Origin of the sequence: Streptomyces sp. NPDC048566, assembly GCF_043199735.1 — a bacterium.
Lineage (GTDB): Bacteria > Actinomycetota > Actinomycetes > Streptomycetales > Streptomycetaceae > Streptomyces.
Genome location: NZ_JBICWL010000009.1, coordinates 176,683 through 199,828, shown reverse-complemented (window position 1 = coordinate 199,828; position 23,146 = coordinate 176,683). Strand labels below are relative to the sequence as shown.

General features: G+C 73.3%; 21 protein-coding genes and 1 riboswitch. Of the genes, 10 read left to right on the top strand and 11 right to left on the bottom strand.

Annotation, left to right across the window (positions count from 1 at the left end; translation table 11 throughout):
• Positions 1–227: 227 nt before the first annotated feature.
• Positions 228–644 (bottom strand): cobalamin B12-binding domain-containing protein, encoded by a 417-nt coding sequence (locus ACGFS9_RS17310; protein ID WP_393254028.1) that lies wholly within the window; start codon positions 642–644, stop codon positions 228–230.
• A gap of 634 nt (positions 645–1,278) precedes the next feature.
• Between ACGFS9_RS17310 and ACGFS9_RS17305 the strand changes: the two genes are divergently transcribed.
• Positions 1,279–2,148 carry an esterase/lipase family protein gene (locus ACGFS9_RS17305; RefSeq protein WP_393254027.1) on the top strand — a complete coding sequence of 290 codons (870 nt, stop codon included), beginning with the start codon at positions 1,279–1,281 and terminating at the stop codon, positions 2,146–2,148.
• 84 nt (positions 2,149–2,232) lie between these two features.
• Positions 2,233–3,978, top strand: coding sequence for a M23 family metallopeptidase (locus ACGFS9_RS17300; protein ID WP_393254025.1), 1,746 nt, complete (start codon positions 2,233–2,235; stop codon positions 3,976–3,978).
• Positions 3,979–4,232: 254 nt separating this feature from the next.
• Here ACGFS9_RS17300 and pcrA read toward each other — a convergent pair whose 3' ends face one another.
• Positions 4,233–6,719, bottom strand: coding sequence for a DNA helicase PcrA (pcrA, locus tag ACGFS9_RS17295; protein ID WP_393254023.1), 2,487 nt, complete (start codon positions 6,717–6,719; stop codon positions 4,233–4,235).
• Positions 6,720–7,056: 337 nt separating this feature from the next.
• A riboswitch (cyclic di-AMP (ydaO/yuaA leader) is annotated at positions 7,057–7,229 on the top strand.
• A gap of 7 nt (positions 7,230–7,236) precedes the next feature.
• Here pcrA and ACGFS9_RS17290 point away from each other — a divergent pair.
• Together ACGFS9_RS17290 and ACGFS9_RS17285 are read left to right on the top strand one after the other, a co-directional pair.
• A complete protein-coding gene (locus tag ACGFS9_RS17290) occupies positions 7,237–8,424 on the top strand; it encodes an NlpC/P60 family protein (RefSeq protein ID WP_393254022.1) in 1,188 nt (395 codons plus the stop codon).
• Between the two features lie 145 nt (positions 8,425–8,569).
• Positions 8,570–9,550: a tellurite resistance/C4-dicarboxylate transporter family protein gene (locus ACGFS9_RS17285; RefSeq protein ID WP_393254054.1), complete on the top strand. Its 981-nt coding sequence runs from the start codon at positions 8,570–8,572 to the stop codon at positions 9,548–9,550.
• A gap of 73 nt (positions 9,551–9,623) precedes the next feature.
• Here ACGFS9_RS17285 and ACGFS9_RS17280 read toward each other — a convergent pair whose 3' ends face one another.
• Positions 9,624–9,977 (bottom strand): hypothetical protein, encoded by a 354-nt coding sequence (locus ACGFS9_RS17280; RefSeq protein WP_393254020.1) that lies wholly within the window; start codon positions 9,975–9,977, stop codon positions 9,624–9,626.
• A 502-nt stretch (positions 9,978–10,479) separates the two neighbouring features.
• Here ACGFS9_RS17280 and ACGFS9_RS17275 point away from each other — a divergent pair.
• The gene (locus ACGFS9_RS17275) at positions 10,480–11,562 is read left to right on the top strand and encodes an NlpC/P60 family protein (protein ID WP_393254018.1); all 1,083 of its coding nucleotides are present in this window, start codon (positions 10,480–10,482) and stop codon (positions 11,560–11,562) included.
• Between the two features lie 16 nt (positions 11,563–11,578).
• On the opposite strand, the gene ACGFS9_RS17270 is transcribed toward ACGFS9_RS17275, so the two are convergent.
• The 3 genes from ACGFS9_RS17270 to ACGFS9_RS17260 all read right to left on the bottom strand — a co-directional run bounded on the left by ACGFS9_RS17270 (position 11,579) and on the right by ACGFS9_RS17260 (position 14,021).
• Positions 11,579–12,697, bottom strand: a complete 1,119-nt coding sequence (locus ACGFS9_RS17270; protein ID WP_393254016.1) for a MarR family transcriptional regulator — start codon at positions 12,695–12,697, stop codon at positions 11,579–11,581.
• 260 nt (positions 12,698–12,957) lie between these two features.
• On the bottom strand, positions 12,958–13,206 hold the full coding sequence (locus ACGFS9_RS17265; RefSeq protein ID WP_393254014.1) for a DUF397 domain-containing protein: 249 nt from the start codon (positions 13,204–13,206) through the stop codon (positions 12,958–12,960).
• Positions 13,191–14,021: a helix-turn-helix domain-containing protein gene (locus ACGFS9_RS17260; protein ID WP_393254013.1), complete on the bottom strand. Its 831-nt coding sequence runs from the start codon at positions 14,019–14,021 to the stop codon at positions 13,191–13,193. The genes ACGFS9_RS17265 and ACGFS9_RS17260 overlap by 16 nt, the downstream gene beginning before the upstream one ends.
• Positions 14,022–14,152: 131 nt before the next feature.
• Between ACGFS9_RS17260 and ACGFS9_RS17255 the strand changes: the two genes are divergently transcribed.
• On the top strand, positions 14,153–14,641 hold the full coding sequence (locus ACGFS9_RS17255) for an ATP-binding protein (protein ID WP_393254012.1): 489 nt from the start codon (positions 14,153–14,155) through the stop codon (positions 14,639–14,641).
• Here ACGFS9_RS17255 and ACGFS9_RS17250 read toward each other — a convergent pair.
• The gene (locus tag ACGFS9_RS17250) at positions 14,619–15,326 is read right to left on the bottom strand and encodes a LuxR C-terminal-related transcriptional regulator (protein ID WP_393254010.1); all 708 of its coding nucleotides are present in this window, start codon (positions 15,324–15,326) and stop codon (positions 14,619–14,621) included. The genes ACGFS9_RS17255 and ACGFS9_RS17250 overlap by 23 nt on opposite strands.
• The gene (locus ACGFS9_RS17245; RefSeq protein WP_393254008.1) at positions 15,323–16,612 is read right to left on the bottom strand and encodes a PspC domain-containing protein; all 1,290 of its coding nucleotides are present in this window, start codon (positions 16,610–16,612) and stop codon (positions 15,323–15,325) included. Before ACGFS9_RS17245 ends, ACGFS9_RS17250 begins: the two co-directional genes overlap by 4 nt.
• Before the next feature lie 295 nt (positions 16,613–16,907).
• Here ACGFS9_RS17245 and ACGFS9_RS17240 point away from each other — a divergent pair, with 295 nt between their 5' ends.
• Positions 16,908–18,281: a PspC domain-containing protein gene (locus ACGFS9_RS17240; protein WP_393254006.1), complete on the top strand. Its 1,374-nt coding sequence runs from the start codon at positions 16,908–16,910 to the stop codon at positions 18,279–18,281.
• Positions 18,268–18,501, top strand: a complete 234-nt coding sequence (locus ACGFS9_RS17235) for a hypothetical protein (protein WP_393254005.1) — start codon at positions 18,268–18,270, stop codon at positions 18,499–18,501. Before ACGFS9_RS17240 ends, ACGFS9_RS17235 begins: the two co-directional genes overlap by 14 nt.
• A gap of 36 nt (positions 18,502–18,537) precedes the next feature.
• Here ACGFS9_RS17235 and ACGFS9_RS17230 read toward each other — a convergent pair whose 3' ends face one another.
• Entirely contained in the window at positions 18,538–19,068 is a 531-nt protein-coding gene (locus ACGFS9_RS17230; RefSeq protein WP_393254003.1) for a DoxX family protein, read from the bottom strand.
• Positions 19,069–19,228: 160 nt separating this feature from the next.
• Positions 19,229–20,569 (bottom strand): hypothetical protein, encoded by a 1,341-nt coding sequence (locus ACGFS9_RS17225; protein ID WP_393254001.1) that lies wholly within the window; start codon positions 20,567–20,569, stop codon positions 19,229–19,231.
• A 162-nt stretch (positions 20,570–20,731) separates the two neighbouring features.
• Here ACGFS9_RS17225 and ACGFS9_RS17220 point away from each other — a divergent pair, with 162 nt between their 5' ends.
• The gene (locus ACGFS9_RS17220; protein WP_393254000.1) at positions 20,732–21,613 is read left to right on the top strand and encodes a DUF4429 domain-containing protein; all 882 of its coding nucleotides are present in this window, start codon (positions 20,732–20,734) and stop codon (positions 21,611–21,613) included.
• 74 nt (positions 21,614–21,687) lie between these two features.
• Here ACGFS9_RS17220 and ACGFS9_RS17215 read toward each other — a convergent pair whose 3' ends face one another.
• Positions 21,688–22,482, bottom strand: coding sequence for a class II aldolase/adducin family protein (locus tag ACGFS9_RS17215; protein ID WP_393253999.1), 795 nt, complete (start codon positions 22,480–22,482; stop codon positions 21,688–21,690).
• Positions 22,483–22,654: 172 nt separating this feature from the next.
• Between ACGFS9_RS17215 and ACGFS9_RS17210 the strand changes: the two genes are divergently transcribed.
• Entirely contained in the window at positions 22,655–23,125 is a 471-nt protein-coding gene (locus ACGFS9_RS17210; protein WP_393253997.1) for a pyridoxamine 5'-phosphate oxidase family protein, read from the top strand.
• The last annotated feature ends 21 nt before the right edge of the window (positions 23,126–23,146 follow it).

Genomic DNA, 23,146 nt, shown 5'->3' with positions numbered 1-23,146 from the left:
CTGCCGTACGTTCTCCGGACCCCGCGATGCCGAACGGAGCCGAACGGAGCCGACGGCGTCAGGCGCCGGAGGAGCCGGACGGAGTCGGCGGCATCAGGCGCCGCAGGAGCCGGACGGAGTCGGCGGCACCAGGGGCCGACGAGTTGCCGTACGTTCTCCGGACCCCGCGAAGCCGAACGGAGCCGGACGGGGTCGGAGGTACCAGGCACCGGCGGAGCCGGGCGGCGTCAGGCGCCGGCGGGCTGCCGCACGTTCTCCCGGACCCAGTCGACGATCGTCGTGGTCGTCGCGCCCGGGGTGAAGATCTCCGCGACACCCTTCTCCTTGAGCGGGGCGATGTCCGCCTCGGGGATGATCCCGCCGCCGAAGACCTTGATGTCCTCGGCCTCGCGCTCCGTGAGCAGGTCGATGACGGCCGCGAACAGCGTGTTGTGGGCACCGGAGAGGATGGACAGGCCGATCGCGTCGGCGTCCTCCTGGATCGCGGTGTCGACGATCTGCTCGGGGGTCTGGTGGAGCCCGGTGTAGATGACCTCCATGCCGGCGTCGCGCAGCGCCCGCGCGATCACCTTGGCCCCGCGATCATGGCCGTCGAGCCCCGGCTTCGCGACCACCACGCGGATCGGTCCGGCTGCCACACCCATCACTGCCTCCATGAAGCGAGAACACCGACTCAACGACTACACCAACGACGACGGACGGCACCCGCGGCGGGTGCCGCGATCACCGACGGCGACCGCCGGCGACCACGAAACGTCACCACCGGTCACCAGGCGTGAGCGACCGGTCGCTGTCGACCGCCGACACCTACCGACCACGGACACCTATCGCCCGTTCGTACCCCTGTCGCCCCCGGGCAGGCGGATCGCATCCGAAGGACCGTGGGTGCCAGGCGGCACAAGCGTTCCGGGCCAGTGTGGACCACGGAAGTGAACGAACGTTATCGCCAGCATCCCGTAACCGGCAGTTTCGCGACGGAGACCGAGGGGGAAATCACACAGTGGGACAAGTTCGCCGCGCACGGTTCCGTATCGCGGCACCGGCGCCGCACCCAGGTGCGGCGTGCGGGCCACGCCGGAGCCGGCGCAAGGAGAGCCGCCGATCAGGTGGCCCCGCCACCGCGCCGTCAGCGGGACAGCGTGGTGCCGAGGCACCCCGGCGAGGGCACGACGGCGCCCGGTACGCGTCGTCCGCCACCGCCGGCACCCCGGTCAGGGCTGTCCACTAGGGCACACGGGGGACGGAGTGGTCCTGCCGCGTGCCGACGGGAGGTCGGCCATGAAGGTCCCTGGGACGGTATCGCCCTTTCTGCCCCTCTGTCAGCGTCTGTTTCCGACGAAACTCGCCGGGCTCTCGGTGGCCCTGCTGAAGGCGACGGCTCTGGAGTTCGCGATCCTCGCCGGGCACCTCCTGCTCTATCCCTCCGGCATCACCCAGGAACGCCGCGTCACGCCCGCGCTGCCCTCCCCCGAGGACGACACCACCGCCCGGCTGCCCGCCCACGACAGGCCGCCGGTGGTCCTGCTGCACGGCTTCATCGACAACCGCTCGGTCTTCCTCCTGCTGCGCCGCAACCTCGCCCAGCACGGCCGGCAGCACATCGAGTCGCTGAACTACTCGCCGCTGACGTGCGACATCCGCACCGCGGCGGAGCTGCTGGGCCGCCACATCGAGGAGATCTGCGCGCGCACCGGCCACGACCGCGTGGACGTCGTGGGCCACAGCCTCGGCGGCCTGATCGCCCGCTACTACGCGCAGTGCCTCGGCGGCGACCGGCACGTCCGCACGCTCGTCACGCTCGGCACACCGCACGCGGGGACCCGGGTCGCCCCGCTGATGAACGCGCACCCGATCGTCCGGCAGATGCGCCCCGGCTCCACGGTCATCGAGGAGCTGGGCGGGCCCGCCGCGGGCTGCCGCACCCGGTTCGTCGGCTTCTGGAGCGATCTGGACCACCTGATGGACCCGCTGGAGTCGGCCTGCGTGGAGCATCCCGATCTGCTCGCGCAGAACGTCCGGGTGAGCGGCGTCGGGCATCTCGCGCTGCCGGTGCACCCGGCCGTCGCGACCGGCATCCGGCAGGCGCTCGACACGACGGAGCCGGCGACGCGTTCCGCGGCCCGCCGTGGCGGTCTGACGGTCGCCTGAACCGCCTTTCAGCACCCCTCGGCTTCGAACACTCATCGAACGCCAGGCCAAAGCCTCGCCCACCCTCCCCCGAAACACGGCCGAATGCCCGTTTCCTGCGCGGGGGAAACCTGCCGAAGATTGTCGCGCCCGCATACCGCCGGGTACAGTCGCCGCACTGCTCTGCCAGCCCCTGTTGTCGAGGCGAAAGAGAAGTTGGTGAACGACCGTCACCCGTCGGGGACAGCAACTCCCCCGGCCCCGGCTTCCGATGCGGCCTCGGCGCTCTACGCGCCGTACGGCGGGCAGGAAGCCCAGTACGGTGACGTCACCGGGTACGGCGCCCAGGCCACCGCGACCTTCGACTCCGGCGCGTACCCCACGGCCTTCGCCACCGACCCCCTCTTCGGCGAACTGCCGGGCCAGGCGGGCGGAACCGGCGCCTACGACGCCACGCAGTGGACCACCGGCGCCCAGCAGACGGCGTCCTGCGATCCGTACGCGGCGCAGCACCGGGGCGCCTACGACACCGGCGCGTACGACACGACCGCCTGGGGCGCCGGCCACCAGCAGATCGCCGACATCCCCGCGCAGCATCCGGCCCACGACACCTCGGGCCAGTGGGACGCGAGCGCCTGGCTCCTTCCCGAGCAGCAGCTCGACGGGATGCACCAGTGGAACGCCGCCACGCAGGAGACGGGCGCCTGGGACGCGACGCAGTGGAACACCGTCCCGGGCCAGGACGCCTACGGGGCGTACGAGCATCCGCCGACCGAGGTCTACGAGCAGCCGGGCGCCGACGCGTACGCGCACCCGCCCACCGAGGTCTACGAGCAGCAGGCCGAACCGGTGGCCGCGGTCCCCTTCGACCAGCAGGCGACCGCCACCTTCGAGCAGGCCGACGCCTACGGCCGGCCGGACTCCCCGGAGGACGGATCCGACGAGGCCGGCCACCCGTCCGGGACGGGGTTCCCGCACGAGGAGGGCGACGAGCGCGGCGCCCGGGACGGCTTCGAGGCGTACGAGGCGTACGGCGACGAGCCCGGGACGCACCTCATCGACGGCATGGAGGAGGTCGCCCCGGCGCCGCGCGCCGCGTCCCGGTCGGCCTCCCGCTCCCGCCGACGCTCTCCCGCGAAACGTTCCGCCCTGCTGACCGTCGCGGTGCCCTCGGCCTGTGTGATGGGTGTCGCGGGGATCGCGGTGGCCTCCGTGGGCGGTACCGGCGGGGACAACACCAAGGACACGGCGGCCAGCGCCTCGGACACCGCCTCGGTCAAGCCGTCGACCGCGAACAACAAGCTGGACACCCAGTTGCAGAGCCTGTCCGCGGGCGCGGACGACTTCGCCGACCGGGCGAGCCGCACGCAGGAGCGCATCGACCTGAAGGCGCAGCAGGTCCTGGAGAAGAAGAAGGCGGCGGAGGAGGCGGCCCGCAAGGAGCGGCTGCGTCCGAAGTTCGCCCTTCCCGTGGCGCAGCGGGGGCTCAGCGCCTACTTCGGCCAGGCGGGCATCAACTGGATGTCGGTGCACACCGGCATCGACTTCCCCGTGTCGTACGGAACGCCGGTGATGTCCGCGACCGACGGGACCGTCCGGACGCAGTGGAACAGCGCCTACGGCAACATGATGATCGTGACCGCGAAGGACGGGACGGAGACGTGGTACTGCCACCTCTCCACGTACAAGGTGTCCTCCGGTACCACCGTGAAGGCCGGTGACCAGATCGCCTTCTCCGGGAACTCCGGCAACTCCACCGGCCCGCACCTGCACTTCGAGGTCCGCCCGGCCGGCGGTGCGGCGATCGACCCGCTGCCGTGGCTGCGCAGCCACGGGCTGGACCCCACGTAACCCGGCGCGCGGCTCGCCGCACGGTCGTCTCCGCGGCCCGGCCCCCCGGCGTCTGCCCGGACGGCCTGTTGACGCCGTGCCTCCCGGCCCGTGATTCCGCCGGCCGCCTTCCGTCCCCCTGAGCCGTCGTCCGCGGCGCGCGCGGGCGCCGCGGCCGGGCCGGTCGTGCGGCGGCCGGGCCGGAGGCGCGTCTCACCGGCGCGGGCGGTCCGGATCGCGCACCGCGGTCCGGACCCCGTGTCGGGCCGGCCGGACTACAGCTTCTCCACCGGCGCGTACCGCAGCAGGAGCCGCTTCGGCTTCGGTTCGCCGAAGTCGACGGTCGCCTCCGCGTTGGCCCCGGTGCCCTTCACGCCGACGACCGTGCCGAGGCCGAACTGGTCGTGCGTGACGCGGTCGCCGACGGCCAGCGAGACGACCGGCTTCTCGGTGGCCACGCGCCGGGTGGCGAACCCCGACGCGCCCGAGGCCGCGGACCGCGCGCGCGAGGACGACAGGGAGGCGGCGATGCCGGAGACCGGTCCCGCGGGCTGGGAGGAGACGGCGCCGGTGCGCTTCCAGTCGAGGTGCGTCGCCGGGATCTCCTCCAGGAACCGGGAGGGCGGGTTGTACGAGGGCTGCCCCCACGCGCTGCGCATCGAGGACCGGGTGAGATAGAGCCGCTCCCGCGCGCGGGTGATGCCGACGTAGGCCAGGCGGCGCTCCTCCTCCAGCTCCTTGACCTGCCCGAGGGCGCGCATGTGCGGGAAGACGCCGTCCTCCATGCCGGTGAGGAACACCACGGGGAACTCCAGTCCCTTGGCGGTGTGCAGGGTCATCAGGGTGATGACGCCGTTGCCGTCCTCCTCGTCGGGGATCTGGTCGGAGTCGGCGACGAGCGCGACCCGCTCCAGGAACGCGGAGAGTCCGGCCGGGGTCTCGTCCTCGCCGGTCTCCTGCTCGAACTCCAGCGCCACCGCGGCGAGTTCCTGGAGGTTCTCGATCCGGGTCTCGTCCTGCGGGTCGGTCGACGCCTGCAACTCGGCGAGGTAGCCGGTGCGTTCGAGGACGGCCTCCAGGACGGTGGCCGGGCCGGCGCCGGACTCGACGACGGTGCGGAGGTCCTCCATCAGCGTGTTGAAGCGCCGGACCGCGTTCGTCGAGCGGGCGGCCATGCCGTAGGCCTCGTCGACCCGGCGCAGGGCCTGCGCGAAGCTGATCTTCTCGCGCTGCGAGAGGGCGTCGATCATCGCCTCGGCGCGGTCGCCGATGCCGCGCTTGGGCACGTTCAGGATGCGGCGCAGCGGGACGGAGTCCTCCGGGTTGGACAGCACCCGCAGGTAGGCGAGGACGTCCCGGACCTCCTTGCGCTCGTAGAAGCGGACACCGCCGACGACCTTGTAGGGCAGGCCGACGCGGATGAAGACCTCCTCGAAGACGCGGGACTGGGCGTTCGTCCGGTAGAAGACCGCGACGTCGCCCGCCTTGGCCTCGCCCGCGTCGGTGAGGCGGTCTATCTCGTCGGCGACGAACTGCGCCTCGTCGTGCTCGGTGTCCGCGACGTAGCCGGTGATGTTCGATCCGGCGCCCGCGTTCGTCCACAGGTTCTTGGGGCGGCGGGACTCGTTGCGCTCGATGACCGCGTTGGCGGCGGTCAGGATCGTCTGCGTGGAGCGGTAGTTCTGCTCCAGCAGGATGGTCGTCGCGTTCGGGTAGTCCTCCTCGAACTGGAGGATGTTGCGGATGGTCGCACCGCGGAAGGCGTAGATCGACTGGTCGGCGTCGCCCACGACGCACAGTTCGGCGGGCGGCACGTCGAACTCGCTGGGCGGTACGTCGACGGGGTGCTCCGAGGTGCCGACCAGCTCGCGCACGAGCGCGTACTGCGCGTGGTTGGTGTCCTGGTACTCGTCGACCAGGACGTGCCGGAAGCGGCGGCGGTAGTGCTCGGCGACGTCCGGGAAGGCGCGCAGCATGTTGACCGTGGTCATGATCAGGTCGTCGAAGTCGAGCGCGTTGGCCTCGCGCAGACGCGACTGGTACATCGCGTACGCCTGGGCGAGGGTCTTCTCGAAGCCGTCGGCGGCCTGGGCGGCGAAGTCCTCCTCGTCGATCAGCTCGTTCTTCAGGTTCGAGATCTTGGCGCTGAACGACTTCGGCGGGAAGCGCTTGGGGTCGAGATCGAGATCACGGCAGACCAGCGCCATCAGCCGCTTGGAGTCGGCGGCGTCGTAGATCGAGAAGGAGGAGGTGAAGCCGAGGTGCTTGCTCTCGCGGCGCAGGATGCGGACGCAGGCGCTGTGGAAGGTCATCACCCACATGGCGTTCGCCCGCGGGCCCACGAGCTGCTCGACGCGCTCCTTCATCTCGCCCGCGGCCTTGTTCGTGAAGGTGATCGCGAGGATCTGGCCGGGGTGGACCCGGCGCTCGCCGAGCAGGTGGGCGATCCGGTGGGTGAGCACGCGGGTCTTGCCGGAACCCGCGCCCGCCACGATGAGCAGCGGGGAGCCGGAGTGGACGACGGCCGCGCGCTGGTTCTCGTTCAGCCCGTCGAGCAGGGCCGCCGGGTCCACCGCGGGCCGGGCGGCGCCGTCGCGGTAGTACGCGTCGCGGCTCGGCGGCACGTCGAACCGGCCGCCGAACAGGTCGTCCGCGACCGGCTCCGGCGCGTGCTCGTCCTCGGGCGGCGGCGGGTGCTCGTCCTCGTGGGCCGCGGAGGGCTTGAGGTCCGCCAGGAAGCTGTCGTCAAAGAGGCTGCTCATCGCTCTCCGAGTCTAGGCCGCCCCACCGACACACCGCGGCCACCCCGGGAACCCGGCGGGGACGCGGGCGCGCACACGTGACCGGAGGGTGACGGAACGTGCACGTCGCGGGCGGTGCGGCGGGCTCCCGGCGGGGGCCGCGGCGGCCACCGGACCGGACCCGGTCCACCACCCCGAACCGGGTGATACCGCCCGAGTCGGTCGGGTACGGCGCCTCGTGGGGCCAAGGTCACGAAAATGTATCGGGCATATCGCACTCCAACCTTCACACGGACCACACGAGTTGGCTAGCGTGCTGCCAGGCCGCCCGACCGCGACCGGCGAACGTCGCCGGGCCGAGCGGCCTCCGCCGAGTTCGGCCCGCCCGGTGGGCGGCCGGAGCCGGGGACCCACCGACCTGGGGTGAATCGGTCCGTCCGCCGCGAGGGGGCCGCGACCGTAGGGCAAACCTTCCGGAACCACCCGCCCGAACCCGACAGCTAACCCGGTAGGCGGATGACGGAAGGAGTCGCCTCTCTTGGCGTCGCACCGCAAGCCGCGTCCCTCGGGCACGCGCATGGCAGGCATACGGACCCCGGCCCTCGCGACGGCGGCCCTCACCTCCGTGGCCCTGCTCTCCCAGACGGCCAACGCCGCTCCCTCGGCGGAGCCGCGGCCGAGCATCGAAGAGGTCGAGAAGAAGGTCAACGACCTCTACCACCAGGCCGAGACGGCCACCGACAAGTACAACGCCAACCGGGAGAAGACGGCCAAGCAGCGCAAGCGCGTCGACGCCCTCCTGGACGACGTGGCCGAGCGCACCGACAAGCTCAACTCCGCGCGCAAGGAGCTGGGGTCCTTCGCCGCCGCGCAGTACCGCACCGGCGCGTCCACGCCCGGCACCGCGACCCTGCTGCTCGCCGACGACCCGCAGGACTACTTCGACCAGACGCAGCTGATGAGCCGCCTGACGACGCGTCAGAAGGCGTCCGTCGACGACTACATCACCGAGCAGGCGGCCACCGCGAAGAAGCGGACGGAGGCGAGCGAGAGCCTCCGGTCGCTGACCACCTCGCAGACCGCGCTCAAGACGTCCAAGGCGACGGTGCAGAAGAAGCTGACCGCCGCCCGCGACCTGCTCTCGAAGCTGACCGCCGAGGAGAAGGCGCGGCTGGCGGCCATCGAGAAGAAGAAGCGGGAGCAGGCGGCGGCCAAGGCGGCGGAGCTGGCGCGGCAGCAGGCGGCGGCCGAGAAGGCGGCCGAGGACAAGGCGGCGGAGCAGGGCTCCTCGACCCCCACGGCCGACCCGTCCGGTTCGACGGGCTCCACCGGCTCGACCGGCTCGACCGCCACGGACCCCTCGTACACGACGAAGGCCGACAAGGCGCTGGCGTTCGCCCGCGCCCAGATCGGCAAGCCCTACGTGTGGGGGGCGACCGGTCCGGACTCCTACGACTGCTCGGGGCTGACCCAGGCGGCCTGGAAGGCCGCCGGCGTCTCCCTGCCCCGCGTCACCTACGACCAGGTGAACGCCGGCACGACGGTCTCCCTGTCCGCCGCGAAACCCGGCGACCTGGTCTTCTTCTACGGCGACATCAGCCACGTCGGGATCTACATCGGCAACGGCATGATGATCCACGCGCCGAAGCCGGGAGCCTACGTCCGCGAAGAGTCGATCTACTACGACGGCACCTCGGCGATCCACAGCGTGGTGCGGCCCGCCTGACGTCCGTCCACCGCCCCGCGGGGCCCCGCATGCGCGGGCCCCGCGGGAGCGCGCCGGCGGGGCGTGCGGGGCGGCGGATCGTCCGGCCCCGCGCGCCCCACCGGGAACCGGCTCCGGGGTCCCTAGCATCGGCCGCATGCCCGATATGCCGGATGCGTCCGACCGTTCCCCGCTCACCGTCCGATGGGCGCGCCGGGCACCCGCCGCCGGGTCCGCCGTCATGGCCACCGCCATCCTGTCGGTGGGCCTGTACCTGGCCGGCCGCGAGACCCTCTCCCGGATCGCGCTGGCCCTCGCCTCGGCCGCCTGGCTGGCGCTCGCCGCGGATTTCGCCCTGCTCCTGGTGCGGGACCGGCAGCGGTGGGCCCGGGACGCGGGCACACCGGCCGGGCTGACGGCCGTCGCGGCGACAACCGTGCTCGGCGTCCGGTTCTCGGCCCTGGGATGGCAGACCGTGGCCCAGGCCCTGCTCGCGCTCGCCGCCGTGCTCTGGCCGGTGCTGCTCGCGGCCGTCGTACGGCACTGGCGACGGCGCTCCACGGGCGCGGTGTTCCTGGTCTGCGTGGCCACGCAGGGGCTGTCGGTGCTGGGCTCGGCGGTCGCGTCGGCCGAGGGCTGGGACTGGCTGGCGCACGCGGCCATGGTGCTGTTCTGGCTCGGACTGGCCCTGTACGTGATCGCGTGCACGCGGTTCGACGCACGGGAGGTGACGCGGGGGGCCGGCGACCACTGGATCGCGGGCGGCGCGCTCGGCATCTCGGCGCTGGCGGGGTCCGCGCTGGTGGCCGCGCACGGGGTGAACCCCTACCTGTGGAACGACGACGACCAGGGGGCGCTGCGCGCGACCACGACGGTGCTGGTGACGCTCGCCCTGGCGGGGTTCTGCGTGCTGCTCGTCGCGGAGGCGGTCCGGCCGCGTCCGCGGTACGCCCTGGAGCGGTGGGGAACGGTCTTCCCGATGGGGATGACGGCGGTGGCCGCGCTCTCCGTCTCCGCCGCGCTCGGCGTCTCCTGGCTGAAGGGGCTCGGCGAGGTCCTGCTCTGGATCTCGGTGGCCGCGTGGGTGGTGGTCGCCGCCGGCGCGGTCCGGGACGCCCGGGGGCCGGACGCGGGCGCCGCGCGCTGACGCCGCCGCGGGACCGGGCACGCGCCGCTCCGGGCCGCCGGGCGGCGCGGCCGGGCCCCGGCGGACGGCGCGGTCAGGTCCAGAGGACGGCGATGAAGATGTTCGCGACGGTGAGCAGGCCCACCAGTGCGAAGAGGTTCCTGTCGACCTTCTCGTCGTCGCGCTTCACGTAGACCAGCCCGAGGATCACGATCAGCAGGGCCAGCTTCACGCCGATCTTGATGTTGTTCACCGTGTGGTCGTCGGCCTGGTTGAGGCCGACGAGGACGACACCGGTGACGAGCATGGTGAGCGCGCCGTGCAGCATCGCGGGGACGAAGCGGGCGGTGCCCCGGCCCATCGCCTTCATCTGGGTGAGGAAGCCGCCGAGGAGGGCGGCGATGCCGATGATGTGCAGGCCGACGAAGAGATGGATGAGTACGTCCATGGGGCCGGAGCCTAATCGGCCCCCCTCCCCGGCCCCTCACCGGGCCACCCTTCTCCCCTCCGCCTCCCCCGCCCGCGCCGTAAGCCACCGGGCCCACCCCCACCGGCCCGTCCGCACCCGCCCCACGGGCCGCCGGGCCCCTCGGCGTCCCACCGGCACCGGCCGTCAGCCATAGCACCCCGGCCACTCCGGTCGTCCCGGATGCGGCGCATCGGTCAGTGGGGCGGGTGAAGTCGGCCCCACCGGACGGATCTCCGGTCACGTCCGGTCATCCGCCGGTCCAGTGCCGACAGTTCCGTACATGGACTCACCGGCGCCGCACGCGCAGGTTTAGCGTCCTGCCCCAGGTGACCGGCGTCCCACACAACCGCCCTGGGCGGCCGGCCGGGCACCACCGCCGAGAAGGTCCGGCGGCGGCATGCTCCCCCTGTGCGAGCCGCCGCCGGACACGTCACCGCTCGACCGGCCCGCACGCCGGTCTCAGGGAAGGATGGGAGCCCTCGTGGCAGCGCATCGCAAGGCCAGGCAGCGTTCTCTCGGTGGAACCACGGCCCGCACGGCGGTCACCATCGCGCTGGCGGGCGCGGCGACGGCGACCGCCTTCGACGGGGTCGGGCACGCCGAACCCCGGCTGTCCCCCGCCCAGGTGAAGGCCAAGGTCGACGCGCTGTACAAGGAGGCGGAGGTCGCCACCGAGAAGTACAACGGCGCCCAGGAGAAGGCCGACACCGCGGAGAAACACCTGCGGACCCTGCGCGACGAGGCCGCCCGCAAGCAGGACCGGCTCAACACCACCCGGGAGAAGCTCGGCTCGATGGCGGCGGCGCAGTACCGCAGCGGAGGCATCGACCCGGCCGTGCAGCTCGCCCTCTCCGACGACCCCGACCGGTATCTCGACGGGGCCGCGTTCGCCGAGCGGGTCGGTACCCGCCAGGCGGCGGCCGTCTCCGAGGTGCGCGAACAGCTGCGCGAGATCGCCCAGTTGCGCGAGGCCGCCGACAGCGAGCTGACCTCGCTCAAGGCGCGGCAGACCGAACTGAAGCAGCGGAAGAAGACCGTCACCGGGAAGCTCGCGGCGGCCCGCAGCCTGCTGGCGCGGCTCAGCCCCGAGGAGCGGGCGCGCTACGCGGAGCAGGGCGGGCAGAGCGCCGGGCAGCGGGCCTCCCGCTCGTCGGCGCGCGACCTCCCGGCTACCTCCGGCGGAGCCGAGACCGGGGCCCCGAGCGCGGCGCCCGACTCGCGTGCCGCGGCGGCCGTGTCCTTCGCCTACTCCAAGCTCGGCAGCCCCTACGTCTGGGGCGCCACCGGACCCGACGCCTTCGACTGCTCCGGCCTCACCCTGGCCGCGTACCGCTCCGCCGGCGTGTCCCTGCCCCGCACGACGTACGCCCAGATCAACGCGGGCCGGCGCGTCGCCCGCTCCGAACTCCAGCCCGGGGACCTGGTGTTCTTCTACTCGGGCATCAGCCATGTCGGCATCTACGTGGGCGACGGCCAGATGATCCACGCCCCGAACCCGTCGGCGCCGGTCCGGCTGGCCCCGATCGACCAGATGCCGTTCGCCGGAGCCACCCGCGTGGCGTGAGCGGCGGGCCCGCCGCTCACCGCGAGAAGAGCAACCCCGGTTCGGCACGGCCGGCTTCCTCCCTGCGGACGGCGATCGCGGTGCGGATGCGGGAGACATGACGGCGGACGTCGGGCGCGGCGTCCACCGTCGCCGCCGGGGACGGACCCGACGGGTCGCCGGGTGCGACGCAGCCCCGGCAGAGTCCTCCGGGAAGGGCCTGCGGGCGCCCGGGGACACCGCACCGCGTGCACTCGACGATCGTCCGGCGGAGGACACCCGCGGGGATCGGCTCGTGAGCGGACGTCGGGCCGGGAGCGGGACCCGCGGCGGGCTCGGGGGGCAGTTTGTCGCGGAGGCGGCGGGCGACAAAGGCCCGGGGCGCGTGGACGACATCGGGAAGTCCGCCGGTCAGCACGCTCGCGAACCGGTCCGGGGACACGCCTCGGGCGAACCAGGCGGCGGCCAGATCGGCCAGGGCCGCGCAGTCGGCGGCGGAGAGGGTCAACCTGCCGTCCTCGCCGCCCAGGTGGGCGAGTGCGCGGTAGGCCGTCGAGCGGGTCGCGGCCGGGTCGGGGATCGGCGGGCCCGGGGCTCCCTCGGGTGCGGATGCCGGCGCGGGCGAACCCCCGCCAACGCAGGCTCCGTCCGACGGGGCGGCGGCGGGCCCGGATACCGGGGCGCGCGTTGGGCCGGGTGCCCCGGCGGTGGGAACGGCCGCGTCGCCGAGCCCGGCCGCGTCGCCGAGCCCGGCCGCGCCGTCACCCGCGAGGAACCGCGTCCACCATGCGTCGTCACGTGCGACCCGGGACCAGTACGTGCGGAAGACCCAGCGGGTGCCGGTGTCGCCGGTCTCGGCGAGTTGCCGGACCCGGCGGAGGTGCCCGGCTCGGGAGAGGGTGTTGAGCGCCGAGCCCACGGCCTGCTGGCCGTACAGGGGCAGCACCTTGGCGAGGCTCTTGACGTCCATCGCGGCGCCCTCGGGCAGCCGGTCGACGAACGCGGCGACGTACGCCTCGCGGGGCGGGAGGTGCCCGAAGACGGGCGTCCGGCGCGCCTGGCCGGGCTCGCCCGGAGCGGCCCGTTTCCCGTAGCCGGGGTTGGCCATGGGGTGTGCGGCTGCGGGCAGGGCGGAGATAGAGTTTTCGTAAGCCACGGGATCGTCGTTTCCGATCTTGCGGTGAGACCCCGGCGGGTGTTGGTAGCACCCGACCGGGGTTGTTTGTTGCCGCGAACGCTAGAGGGTGACGACGTGGCGTCGCAAGCCGGTCACGAAAAGTCACCTCGGCTGCGTGTGACCGGGGTTGGGACATCCGGCGGCCACGGCCCGCGCCACGGGAGGGTGGGAGGGCGGGGTAGGACCACCACCCATTCCCTGCAAACGCCGCTCGGGTCCCGGAGCCCGTGTCTCGGGGCTCAGGCTCCGTGCCGGGCGTACGCGACGAACGCGGTCCAGGCCGCCCCGCCGACCGCGAACCGGGGACTGCGCTCCCCGAGCTTCGAGTCCCGGAGGTGCACGGTGTGCGGGCAGGGGGCGAATTCGAGGCAGGCGCCGCCCTGATCGTCGCTGTAGCTCGACTTCCGCCATTCGAGGGCGACTTCGAGGCAGTTGCCACCTTCGGTGCCGCTGTAGCTGGACTTGAACCACATCAGGCGGTCACCCACGAGCTCTCCGCCACCTCTCCGATGAACTTGGCCGACTCCTCAATACTGAGCGCGTGCATGCGGATCATGCCATGCCGTTGGGTAAGCGCACTGACCTTGTCCGGGCTGGCGTGCAGCATGCTCATCTCCGGTCCTTCGACGTAGGCGAGATGCTCGTGCTCGGCTGTCTCCAACAGCACGATGGGCCCCGCGAGCGCGACTCCACTGCACCGGCCGAGCGGGAGCACCTGGATCGACACGTTGCGCATCCGCCCCACGTCGAGCAGATGCTGGAGCTGCTGCGTCATCACCTCTTCGCCACCAACCAACGTCTGCAAGGCTGCTTCGTAGATCACAAAGCCGTACATCACCCTGAATCGGCGCGACAGCGCCTCTGCCCGCCGCATGCGGGCAGCAACTCGCTCACTGACCGTCTCGTCATCCAGAGGCGGACAACTGCCGGCGATCAAGGCTTGCGCGTAGCTCTGCGTCTGAAGCAACCCCGGAATGAGCAGCGGCTCGTACCAAGAAACCGCAATCGCCTCGGCCTCGATGGCCATGAACTCCTGGGACCGCGCGGGGAACGGCTCCGGCTTCAAGTACTCCTGCGCCGCCACCAGCTTGCCGCCCGCCCCGCACACCTGGTCCGCGATCTGCAGCAGCCGCAGGGTCGGGCGGCGGCGGCCGTTCTCCATGGACTTGACGTACTCGTAGTCGTAGCCCGACTCCTTGGCCAGCGCCTCGCGGCCCACGCCCGCCTCGGTGCGCCAGAGTTTGATCTGACTGCCGCAGTAACGCCAGGCGATCGGCGGCTGATTGCTCACCTCGGTCGACACCCACACCTCCGCCGGGTCCACGACGGGTACAGCCACCCTCTGTACCCGTGCCGTCACTCCTGAGGCTACGGGGGGAACGGGACCGTATACCCGGCAAACGTCGAAGCCTCCACGCAAGGGATGAACCACGCATGCAGAGCCCGAACCACCCCCCACGGACGTCCGCCGCCTCCCCGCAGGACATCGAATGGCGCCTGCCGCGTCACGCGCGGAGTGTCGGCCGGGCCCGGACCCTGTTCCGGGAACAGGCGGGGTCGTGGGGGCTGTCGGCGGACATCACGGAAACGGCCGAACTCCTGCTCAGCGAGCTGGCGACGAACGCCTACCGGCACGCGAAGGCCGCTCCCGGCCGGGAGATCCGGGCACGCTGCGTCCTCACCGGGGACCGTCTCCGGGTCACGGTGACGGACGCCGGCGACACCCTGCCGGAGCCGCGCACGGCGTCACCGGAGGACGAGTCGGGGCGGGGGCTCGCGCTGGTGGCGGCGCTGGCGGACGCGTGGGGAGCGGGCCACCGGGAGAAGGGCGTCGGCAAGGAGGTCTGGTTCGAGATCCGGCTGCCGTCCCGGCCGGACGGCGACCGGGCGGCCGACCGCCTCACACCAGGCGTCGCGCCGTAGCCCAGCGGGTCAGTTCGTGGCGGTTGGAGAGCTGGAGCTTGCGCAGCACCGCCGAGACGTGCGACTCGACCGTCTTGACGGAGATGAACAGCTGCTTGGCGATCTCCTTGTACGCGTACCCGCGGGCGATCAGCCGCAGCACCTCGCGCTCGCGCTGGGTGAGCCGGTCCATGTCCTCGTCGACCGGCGGGGCGTCGGTGGAGGCGAAGGCGTCCAGGACGAACCCGGCGAGGCGCGGGGAGAAGACCGCGTCGCCGTCCTGGACGCGGAAGACCGAGTCCACGAGGTCCGTGCCGGTGATCGTCTTGGTCACGTAGCCCCGGGCGCCGCCGCGGATCACGCCGATGACGTCCTCGGCGGCGTCCGACACGGACAGCGCGAGGAAGCGGACCGGCCGCTCCGCGTCGGCCATCAACGGGGCGCAGCGGCGCAGCACTTCGACCCCGCCGCCGCCGGGCAGGTGCACGTCCAGGAGGACCACCTCGGGGCGGGTGGCGGTGATGACCGTGACCGCCTGGTCGACGTCCGCGGCCTCGCCGACCACCTCGACGCCGGTCCGCTCGGTCTCCCCGATCTCGGCCTGCACCCCGGTGCGGAACATGCGGTGGTCGTCGACGAGGACCACGCGCACCCGGCGTCCGCCGTCGGTGCCACCCTGCTCGACCGGCTCGTTCGCGTCGCTCATGACGTCTTCTCCGCCCTCTCCATCTCCAGTTCGACCTCCGTGCCGCCGTCCGGCACCGCGCGCAGTCGCGCCGTGCCGCCGTTGCGCTCCATGCGGCCGATGATCGATTCTCTGACGCCCATGCGGTCGGCGGGGATCGCGTCGAGGTCGAAGCCGGGACCGCGGTCGCGGACGGACACGAAGACCGTCCTCCCCTCGACCTCGGCGTAGACCTGCACGGCGCCGCCGTCGCCACCGTACTTGGCCGCGTTCACCATCGCTTCCCGCGCGGCCTGCATCTGCGCGCTCAGGCCCTCGTCGAGGGGGCAGTCGCCGACGACGACGACCTCGATGGGGACGCCGTGCTTGTCCTCGACCTCCGCGGCGCACCGGCGGACGGCCTCGGCGAGGGTGCCGGGTTCCTCGTCCTCGTCCTTCCCGGTCCCTTCCGGCTTGTAGAGCCAGGCCCGCAGGTCCCGTTCCTGGGCTCGGGCGAGGCGGCGCACCTCGCCGGGGCTGTCCGCGTTGCGCTGGATCAGCGTCAGGGTGTGCAGCACCGAGTCGTGGACGTGGGCCGCGACCTCCGCCCGTTCCTGCGCCCGGATGCGCATCAGGCGCTCCTCGGACAGGTCCTGGGTCATCCGCACGAGGTAGGGGCCGGCGAGGAGGGCGATGCCGACGAGGACCGCGAGGGCCGCCTGGAGCACGGGGCCGAGATGGGCCGCCGAGCCCTGGAGCACGAAGATGGCGGAGACGCCTGTGGTGACGAGCAGGACGCCGGCGGCGGAGCGCAGCAGCGTCAGCGTGCGACGGCGGCGGCCGACCTCCGCCCAGCGGGCCCGGCGCGCGTTGTCCGCCTGCCGCCAGACCAGGGCCACGCCGGCGCCGACGAGGACCGTGGGCCACAGGTACGCCTTGGTGCCGCCGCCCAGGTTCACGTTGCCGACGAAGACCAGCGCGACGGCCACCATGAGGAGCAGCGCGACGATCTGGCCCTTGTCGGGCTTGCGGGCCACGAGGCGGCGGCGGCCGTCCGACGAGGTCTCGGCGGAGAACGCCGGGGCGCGCCCGGAGCCGACGCCGCCGACGCCCAGCGGCACGAAGAACCAGAACGCGGCGTAGAGCAGCGCGCCCAGTCCGTCGGCCATGAACAGGCCGACGAACACCAGTCGCAGCCAGATCACGGGCAGCCCGAGGTGACCGGCGAGCCCGCGCGCCACGCCTCCGAGCCAGCGTCCGTCGCTGCTGCGGTAGAGCTTGCGCGGGGGCCGCGGGTCGTCGACGGGCAGGGTGGCGGCTTCCGGCATGGCATCGATGGTCACATGCCCGGCGACCCCGGGCATCAGGGTCGGCCCCCCAGAGTCCCCTGATCTTCGACGAGCGCGCCCCGGGTCCTCGAAGCCGCGGCCCGGGCCGCCCCGGAACCGGCGGCGAACCCCGCTCGCCGCGCGCGGGCCGGGCGGCCCGCGCCGCGCCGCTCGGCCGCCGTCCTCCCCCGGGCGGCCCGTGTCGGCCGCCCGCCGTTCCTCCGGGCCGGATATCAGGGTTCGGCCAGGGTCGTCACGACTGCCGCCGGGCCCTCCCGCCCGTCACCATGGACCCATGACAGATCAGCAGCACGCGGCGGCGGGGCCTCCCGGCTCCGCCCCGGGTGACGGGCCGCGCGCGGGCGGCGACGCCGGCGCGGCGGGGGGCGGGGCCACCGCCGTCTCCGATGCCCCGTCCCGGTTCCGGCGCGACCGCCGCCAGAAGATGCTCGGCGGTGTCTGCGCCGGGCTCGGGCGGCAGTGCGACATGGACCCGGTGATCTTCCGGATCGTGCTCGCGGTGCTCTCGGCGACCGGCGGCGTCGGCCTCATCTTCTACGGGTTCGCCTGGCTCCTCGTCCCCGCCGACGACGAGGACGAGAACGAGGTCCGCAAGCTGCTGACCGGCCGCGTCGACGGACCGGGACTGGCCGCCGTGCTGTTCGCGCTGGTCGGCTGCGGTGTCTTCCTGTCCATGCTGAAGAACGGCGGCGTGCTGGCCTTCGCCGTGGTGCTCTCGCTGCTGCTCGCGGGTGCCGGGTACTGGTCGCGTCACCGCGACGCCCCCGACCCCGACCCGCTCGCCGCCCAGGCCGCCGCCGACGCCCCGCCGGAGGCGCAGGCCCCGCCGGTGCCGGCCTCGTACCCGTCGTGGTGGCGGGACCCGATCGTCAAGGACGGTTCGCACGTCGGGGGCACCGGCTATCTGTGGGGGCCCGCGGAGACGGGGGACCGGGAGGTGGCGACGGCGCTCGGCGGCGCGCGCGGCACGCCGTGGAGCGGCCCCCGGCCGGACGGCGGGGAGCGCGGACGGCGCGGGCCGCGGTCGATCGCGGGGCGGGTGTTCCTCCTCGCGCTGCTGGCGGGCGGCCTCGGCACCGGACTGACCTGGGACGACCAGGCGCTCGGCACCAGCCTCCAGACCGGGCTGGCCGCCGCGCTCGTGGTGTTCGGCCTGGGCATCGCCCTGAGCGCCTTCCGCGGGCGCACCGGGGCGGGATCGGTCTTCCTGGCGATCGTGACGGCGGGCCTGCTGGCCGCCGCCGCGGCCCTGCCGAAGGACATCAGCACGCACTGGGTGCGCACCGACTGGACCCCGGCGTCGGCGGCGGACGTCCGGCCGGGCTACGACCTCGGCACCGGGGTCGGCACGCTCGACCTGAGCCGGGTCGGCCTCTCCAAGGGGCAGACGGTGAGGACGAACGCGGAGGTGGGGGCGGGCCGGCTGAAGGTGGTCGTGCCCCGGGACGCGACGGTGCGCCTCACCATCGGGGTGGGCGTGGGCGACATCCGGTTGCCGGGCGACGACGCGAAGGACGTGGACGTGGAACCGGGCAGGCACAGGACGGTGACCCTGCGGCCGGTGACGGCGGGTGGGGACGGCGGAACGTTCGACCTGGTCCTGCGGGTCGGCGTGGGACAGGCGGAGGTGGCCCGTGCCGCGTCATGAGTTCCAGCCCGGGAAGCTGGTGGCGGGCCTCGCCCTGGCGGGCGCGGGCGTCGCGTTCGGCGGGGACGCCGCCGGCTGGTGGACGACCCCGTGGTTCGTGATGTTCCCCGTCGTCGCCGGCGGTCTGTGCCTGGCGGGCGCGGTCGCCTCGGTGCACCACGCGGTCCGCGGACGCCGCGCGGACGGCCGGCGGCGCGGCGTGGACCCCTCCGCCCCCTGACCGGGTCGCCGCGTCCGCCTCACGGGAGGAGGACGGTCAGGCGTACCTCCCGGCGCGTCGGCGGCGCCGGGACCGCAGCGCGGCGTCGACCGAGAGGACGGACGCGCCCGCCAGGACGAGCGGGAGCCACGCCATCAGGTAGGCGAGGTCGTTTCCGTAGTAGTACGGGTCGGACGCCCAGCTCACCGTCAGCCAGAGGCTCAGCGAGATGAGGGCGCCGCCCAGCGCCGCGATCCGGGCGAGCAGTCCGAGCAGGGTCCCGATGCCGACGGCCAGCTCGCCGAAGGCGATGGCGTAGCCGAAGCCGACGGGGCTCTTGAGGGACAGGTCCACGAGCGCCGGGATGGCGGAGGAGTCGCGGACCGTGCGCATCATGTCGCCGATCGAGCCCGAGCCGGAGGACTTCAGGAAGGCGCTGTCGGTGAGTTTGTCGAGTCCGGCGTAGACGAAGGTGACGCCGAGGAAGACGCGCAGGGGGAGCAGCGCGTAGCGGCTCGCGGTGTCCCGCAGGCCGCGCCTTTCCTCGCCGTACGGGGCGTGCGTGTCCGATCGCATACCGTGAGTCATCGCTCTGCGCCGCCTCTCACCCGTGTTCTGTTGAGCCCTCAACAGACCATACGGATGGACGGGCCGCTCCGCTCACCACGGGGACGGCTTTTCGGACCCCGCCGCCCCCGGGACGCGGCTCGCCGGGTCGGCACGGGCATCGCGCGGACGGCGGGCGGAACTACTCCGTCACCTCGATGCCGTACCGATTCGTCTCCACGCCGGCCGCCGTGACCACCTGCACCTCGACCCGCCCCGCCTCGACGTCCACCGGCACCGGCACGGTCAGGACCGCGTCCGTCGGGTTGCTGAAGCCGCCGGCCACCGGCACCAGGGGGACGTGCACGTGCACCGCCCCGATCCGCACCACCATCCGCGACAGCCGGGCCGGGCCCTGCGCCCCCGGCGGCACGAAACCGGCCCCCCGGATCTCGATGTCGTCGCCGGTGCGGATCGGCGCGTCCAGGTCGCCCGCCTCCCGGGCGCGGACCACGGACAGGATCACCGGCCGCCCGCCCTCGGCGTACTTCCCGGCGACGTAGGCGGCCGCCGACACCAGCACCAGCACGGCGAGGGCCCAGGGAAGGTCCGGCAGCCGGTCGGGCCGCCGCGCCAGCCGCACCGCGGCGAAGACGAGAGCGGCGGCGCCGACCACCACGTACTGGATGTCCGTGAAGCTGCCGCGCCCGGCGTCGTCGGTCAGCAGGTCCGCCGCGCGCGGCCGGTCCGCGCGGACCTTCTGGAGCCGCTGCCCCAGCACCCGCAGCCCGACCACCCGCCGCACCAGGACGGCGACCCCGCACACCACGGCGACGACGGTCACGAGGCCCGCCCCGCGGGCGAGTTCGAGCCCGGCGACGAGTTCGTCGCGCCGGCCCGGGTCGGAGGCCAGGGCCAGCCGCCCCACCAGGACGAGGACCGCGTACACGGCGAGCAGCACCCAGCCGGCCGCCACCGCGCGGGAGGTGGAGAGGCGGTTGTCCTCGCCGATGACGGGGGCGAGGGCGCCGCCCCGCGTCCGGTGCCGCCACGCGGCTGCGGTCAGCAGTGCGGCCGGGACGACGGCGGCGAGCAGACCGGCGGTGCGTGCCGCCGTCCAGCCGGCCCCGATCGCGGTGAGCGCCTGCACCAGGAGGAGGGCGACGACCGTGCCCCAGACGGTGTACGCGGTGTACCGCCACAGCCGTCCGAGCCACGCCTCGCCGTCGAGGCGCGCGCGCTCGGCGACGAGGTCGGCGGACTGGGTGAGTTCGTCGGACACCCACTGCCGGGAGGCCGAGGCGGAGTGCGCGACACCGGAGGGCAGTCCCTGCCCGGAGGCCAGCGCGTCCCGCTTGGCCAGGAACGCGGCGACGGCGCGCCGGTGTCCGGTGCGGGCCCCGTGCGGGCAGTCCCCGCACGTGCAGCCGCCCTCGTGCCCGCCCCCTCCCCCGGGTCCGCGTCGAGCGCCCGGCCCGCCGCCCGGTCCGGCACCCGACCCGGCACCGTGCCCAGCACCGTGTCCCGCCTCCTGCACCGCCACGTCCTCTGCCGCCTTCCGTGCCGCAACCGCCGTACACCGGCCCACAACTACCTTGTGTCGACAGCGAATTGTGCCGCACGACAGCGGACGGGCAGCCGTCAGGTGGGGTCGGCGCGGGTGAAGGACGCGACCGCGTGTTGACCCGGCTGCGAGAATTTCCCCATGGCCGAGATCATCCAGCGGGACGGGACCTGGGTCTTCGACGGCAGCACGGTCCGCATCACTCCGGGCCGGCACCGCGGCGTCCCGCTGTTCCGGCAGACGTACGGCGAGGTGTCCGTCCCGCTGGAGGCGGTGGCCGGCGTGGCCTACGAACCCGTGCGCAGGCGGGGCCGGTTGAGGCTGCGGCTGCGCGAGGGCGCCGACCCGCTGCTCCAGGCGACCGGGGGCCGGCTCCCGGACGACGCGGACCCCTACCGGCTGGCCGTCGACGTGGACCGCTCCGGGGTCGCCGCCTACGTCGCCGAGGAGATCCGCCGCGCGCTGCTGCTGGACCGCGTCCCCGGGGAACCGGCGACGGCCTACCTGCTGACGGGCCCGCCCGTGCCGGTGTCGGTGCGCTCCAGCGACGGGACGGTGTCCTTCGACGGGACGCGGGTGCGGATCGACTGGGCGGACACCTCCGACCGCATCAAGCGGGCCACCGGGCCGCGGATCATCGCGGCGGGCGACCTGGCACACGTCGAGTGGCTGCCCAACTCCGGCCTGGAGAACGGGTACCTGCGCTTCGTGGCACGGGAGACGATGTTCTCCGCCCTGCCCCCCGAGAGGGACCCCTACGCCCTGGAGCTGTGGGGCAGCGCCCGCCGCGACCTGCTCACCGCCCTGGTCGCCGCGGCGGTCACGGCACGTCTGCCGCACCCCTCGACCCTGACCGGGGCCCCCAGCGGAACCACCGGGCCGGCCCCGTCGGGGGGACCGCGTTCCGACCATCACGACGTACTGCTGCGCCGGCTGCGCGAGGTGGGCGAGCTGCACCGGGACGGCGTCCTGACGGACGAGGAGTTCACCCGGACCAAGGAGGCGGTCCTGCGCGGCTTCTAGGGGTGTTCCTCCGCGGCACGCCGGTGCCGTGGCGGGCGTCGCGAGCCGGTGGACTCTTCCGGTCGGGACAGCCCTCAGCTCAGCAGGTCGGGCTCGCTGCGGCTGACGTCCTGCCACAGGGGCTGGTAGTTGATCCAGGCGACCAGGTCGCCGCCGAGCTGCTCCCGGGTCGCGACCGCCTGCTTGTGGTCGATGAGCAGCGGCCGGCCGGCGGCCTTCGCGGTGAGCTGGACCTGGCTGGAGCGCTCCATCGTCAGGAACCACCAGGCCGCCGCGTCCACCGAGTCCCCGACGGTCAGCAGGCCGTGGTTGCGCAGCACCAGCGCCTTGCGGCTGCCCAGCGTGTCCGCGATCCTGCGGCCCTCCTCCGCGTCCACGTTGACACCGGTGTACGCGTCGTACAGGGCATGGTCCTCGTAGAAGGCGCAGCTCTCCTGGGTGATGGGGTCGAGCAGGTCGCCGAGGGCCGCCAGGGCGCGGCCGTGCACGGAGTGGCAGTGGGCGACGGCGACGACGTCGGGGCGGGCCGCGTGGACCTGCGCGTGCACGGTGAACGCCGCCTGGTTGACGTGGTACCGGCCGTCCACGACCTGGCCGTCCTGGTTGGCCATCACCAGATCGCTCACCGTCACGTGCTTGAACGGCATGCCGAAGGGATTCACCCAGAAGCAGTCGCTGTACTCCGGGTCGCGTGCGGTGATGTGCCCGGAGACGCCGTCCTCGAAGCCGAGCCGCCCGAACAGCCGCAGCGCGCCGGCGAGCCGCTCCTTGCGGTGCCGCCGTTCGTCGTCCAGGGACTCGTGCATCGGCGGCATGGCGAACCGCAGCTGGTCGGTGGGGCGGGGCAGGGGCGGCGTGGGCCCGTGCATAGGTCCTCCAGCACTGGCGTGTTCGGTACGAAGCGGAAGGTACCCGTGCTCGGCGCGGGAGAACAGAGCTGTCCGGACACGGATGGTGCTCCGGGTGTCGAAAGGCGGGACCGGACGCCGATCCGCCGCAAACACGACAGAAGATGTCGGGTATGAGCGCGAGACTCGGACCATGAACTGGGCAGCCTTCTCCTCCGCGGAACCCGGACTCGCCGGCATCGTCGAGCAGCGCTTCCGCGCCTTCACCCACCACGTCCTCGCGACGCTGCGGCGCGACGGCTCGCCGCGCACCTCCGGCATCGAGGTGCGCTTCACCGGCGGCGAACTGTGGTTCGGCATGATGCCGGACTCGCTCAAGGCCCTCGACCTGCGCCGGGACCCGCGCTTCGCGCTCCAGGCGAACCCGGGCGCCGGTACGGACATGGGCGGCGGCGACGTGCGGATCGGCGGGCTGGCCGTCGAGGTCGGCGACGGCGATCCCGGCAAGGCCGCGTACACGCAAGAGGTGGAACCGCCGGAGCCGTTCCACCTCTTCCGCACCGAGCTGACGGAGGTCACACGGACCTGCGTGGAGGACGACACGTATCTGGTCGTCCAGGTCTGGAAGCCCGGCGTGCCGGTGCGCACGCTCAGGCGGACCTGAGGGAGGAGGTCACCCCCGCCC